General features: G+C 45.2%; 2 protein-coding genes. Both read right to left on the bottom strand.

Annotated features, from left to right (window positions below):
• The coding region (locus QTO00_RS17985) for a class I SAM-dependent methyltransferase (protein ID WP_331425998.1) at positions 1–1,045 on the bottom strand (1,045 nt) is incomplete at its 3' end.
• A 98-nt stretch (positions 1,046–1,143) separates the two neighbouring features.
• Positions 1,144–2,547 (bottom strand): methyl-accepting chemotaxis protein, encoded by a 1,404-nt coding sequence (locus tag QTO00_RS17980; RefSeq protein ID WP_331425999.1) that lies wholly within the window; start codon positions 2,545–2,547, stop codon positions 1,144–1,146.
• Positions 2,548–2,577: the final 30 nt, after the last annotated feature.

The following is a 2,577-nucleotide window of genomic DNA, read 5'->3' as shown; positions in this document are numbered from 1 at the left end:
GTTCTCCACTCATTAAGCCAGAGCAAGAGTAGGTCAGTAGTGTGCCGCCAGGCTTTAGGATTTGCATCGCCAGCATGTTGATATCTTTATAGCCGTTAGCGCCAGAGGTTAAGTTGTTTTTGCTCGAAACGAACTTAGGCGGATCCATAATCACAACATCAAATTTAGTGCCTTGGTCACGGTATTCGCGTAGCAATTTGAACACGTCTGCATTGAGGAATACAGCGCGTTTCTTTGATATATCGAATTCGTTAAGTTCTGCGTTGTATTTCGCGGTATCGAGAGCAGGTTGAGACACATCTGCGTTAATAACGCGTTTTGCGCCGCCTTTTAGTGAATATAGACCAAAGCCGCCAGTGTATGAGAAGCAGTTGAGCACTTCTTTGTCTTTGATATACTTCATTGCCTGTTGGCGACTATCTCTTTGATCTAGGTAGAAACCTGTCTTGTGTCCGCCAACAATATCAACACTGATTTTTACACCGTTCTCTTCGATAACGACTGATCTTGGTGGCTCTTGGCCGTGAAGAACGCCAGTTGTTTCCGCTAAACCCTCTTTCTTACGTACAGCCACGTCAGAGCGCTCGTAAACATTACAGTTAGGGAAGCATTCAATTAAAGCGTCAACCAGAGTTTGCTTATGGTATTCCGCCCCAGCGCTTAATAACTGACACACTAGGTAGTCTTGGTATTTGTCGATGGTAATACCTGGCAAGCCGTCAGACTCAGCAGCAATAAGGCGGTAGCCAGTCAATCCGTCACGTTCAATGATGTCTTCACGCAGGAGTTGAGCATCTTGAATACGTTTGATGAAAAACGCTTTGTCGATTGACTCTTTTTCAAAGCTCCAAACGCGAGCTCGGATTTGAGAGCTTGGTGAGTAAGCCGCTTTCGCAAGCCATTTACCATCATGGGCAAAGACGTCAACCGTTTCGCCAAGTTTAGGCTCGCCTTCGACTTTATGAATCCCACGAGAAAATACCCAAGGGTGTTTGCGGCGAAGTGACTTGTCTCGTCCTTTGACTAGATAAATAGCTGGAGTCATTGGTTTACTCAAATTGTTTGTTTGGAAAGGTGGGGTATTTTCTAGGATGTATTATTGAAAAGCAAATAAAAGAGCCGCGAAAGGCGGCTCTGACGTCGTTAGGCTTTAAGCCCGGTGAGTAAGGCTTCCATCTGGTCGCTCTGACTACGTAACTGAGCGATGTTAGACTCGGTTGCGCTAATCATATTACACACGCTGTCTGATTGGACTCGAATCTCCTCGACGCTAGCGGCAATGTTATCTGCTACCGCACCTTGCTCTTCAGCTGCCGTCGCGATTTGAATGCTGCTATCAGAGATAGACTGGTTCTTGTCTGCCAATGAACCTATTTCAATGTCTACTTCTGACATGCGTTGCTGTCCTTCAGAGGCGTTAACTACCGTTGTTTCCATTAACTGAGTCAGAGATTGACTGTTGCGTTGTAGCGCCTCAATCATGGTTTGAATCTCAACAGTTGCTTGTTGAGTTCGACCCGCAAGGGCGCGCACTTCGTCAGCTACTACGGCAAAGCCTCGACCTTGTTCTCCTGCACGAGCAGCTTCGATCGCAGCGTTAAGTGCTAACAAGTTGGTTTGCTCCGAGATACCGTTGATAGTTGTAACGACTTCATCAATTTGCGCTGCATTGGCATCTAGTTCAGCTACCGCTTCAGAGGCAGATTGAACCTCCTGAGAAAGTTTAGAGATAGATTCAAGCGTGTTTCCAACTTTGGATTGTCCTTGGCTAGCGACACTGCGTGCGTCTTCCGTCTGAGTGCTCGACTCGTGAGCAAGAGTAGCAACTTCTCTAATGGTTGATGCCATCTGTTCTGTCGCGCTAGCTAAAGAGTTAAGGTGCTCTTGCTGAGTGCCAGAAACTTCAGCAGTTTGTTGGTTAGACTGATTTAGGTCAGAGCTGATTTGCTGCATCAGTGCGACAGACTCTTGAATCGAAATAACCAAGTTCTGCTCACGTTCAGCAACTTTATCAATCGTGATGGCAATTTCACTAAACTCATCTCTAACCTTGAAAAAGTTCATGCGGCTGGTTAAATCACCGTCCGCTAAGGTGTTGAGCGCTTTATTCATAGTGAACATCGCGCCGCCAATGAAGGTCATGATGTAGTAGACGCCTAAAGCTACAAGTGACAGTGTAATGAGCATAATGACCATGTGCGTAGTTGACATGGCACTCCACAAGTTTTGGTCGTGAATTGCTTCAAGGCTAAACGCACCGTTGTTAACGCTTACCGAACCGACACCAGTGCCGAACTTAATTGTCTCAGAGCTATTGATGATAGATGCTACTTGCTGTTGAGAGAGGTTTCCCGCTTCAATTAGGTCACGCATTAACACCAGTTCATCGTTATAAAGATGAACAAGCATCTGGTCAGCACTGTTGTCTAGAACGAGAGTTAAAACTAAAAGAGCAACAACAGGTAGTAAGAAGAGTAGATAGAATTTTTCTTGTATTTTTAGGTGAATGAGATATTTGTCTATCCAGCGGAAAGGTATTTCTTTCATAATTATTGTATCCAATAAGAAGCGACCCAT

This window comes from Vibrio sp. M260118 (assembly GCF_036533755.1).
In the GTDB taxonomy this organism is placed as follows: domain Bacteria; phylum Pseudomonadota; class Gammaproteobacteria; order Enterobacterales; family Vibrionaceae; genus Vibrio.
Note: the sequence above shows the minus strand (reverse complement) of the source record. Positions and strands in the feature narration are given on the sequence as shown.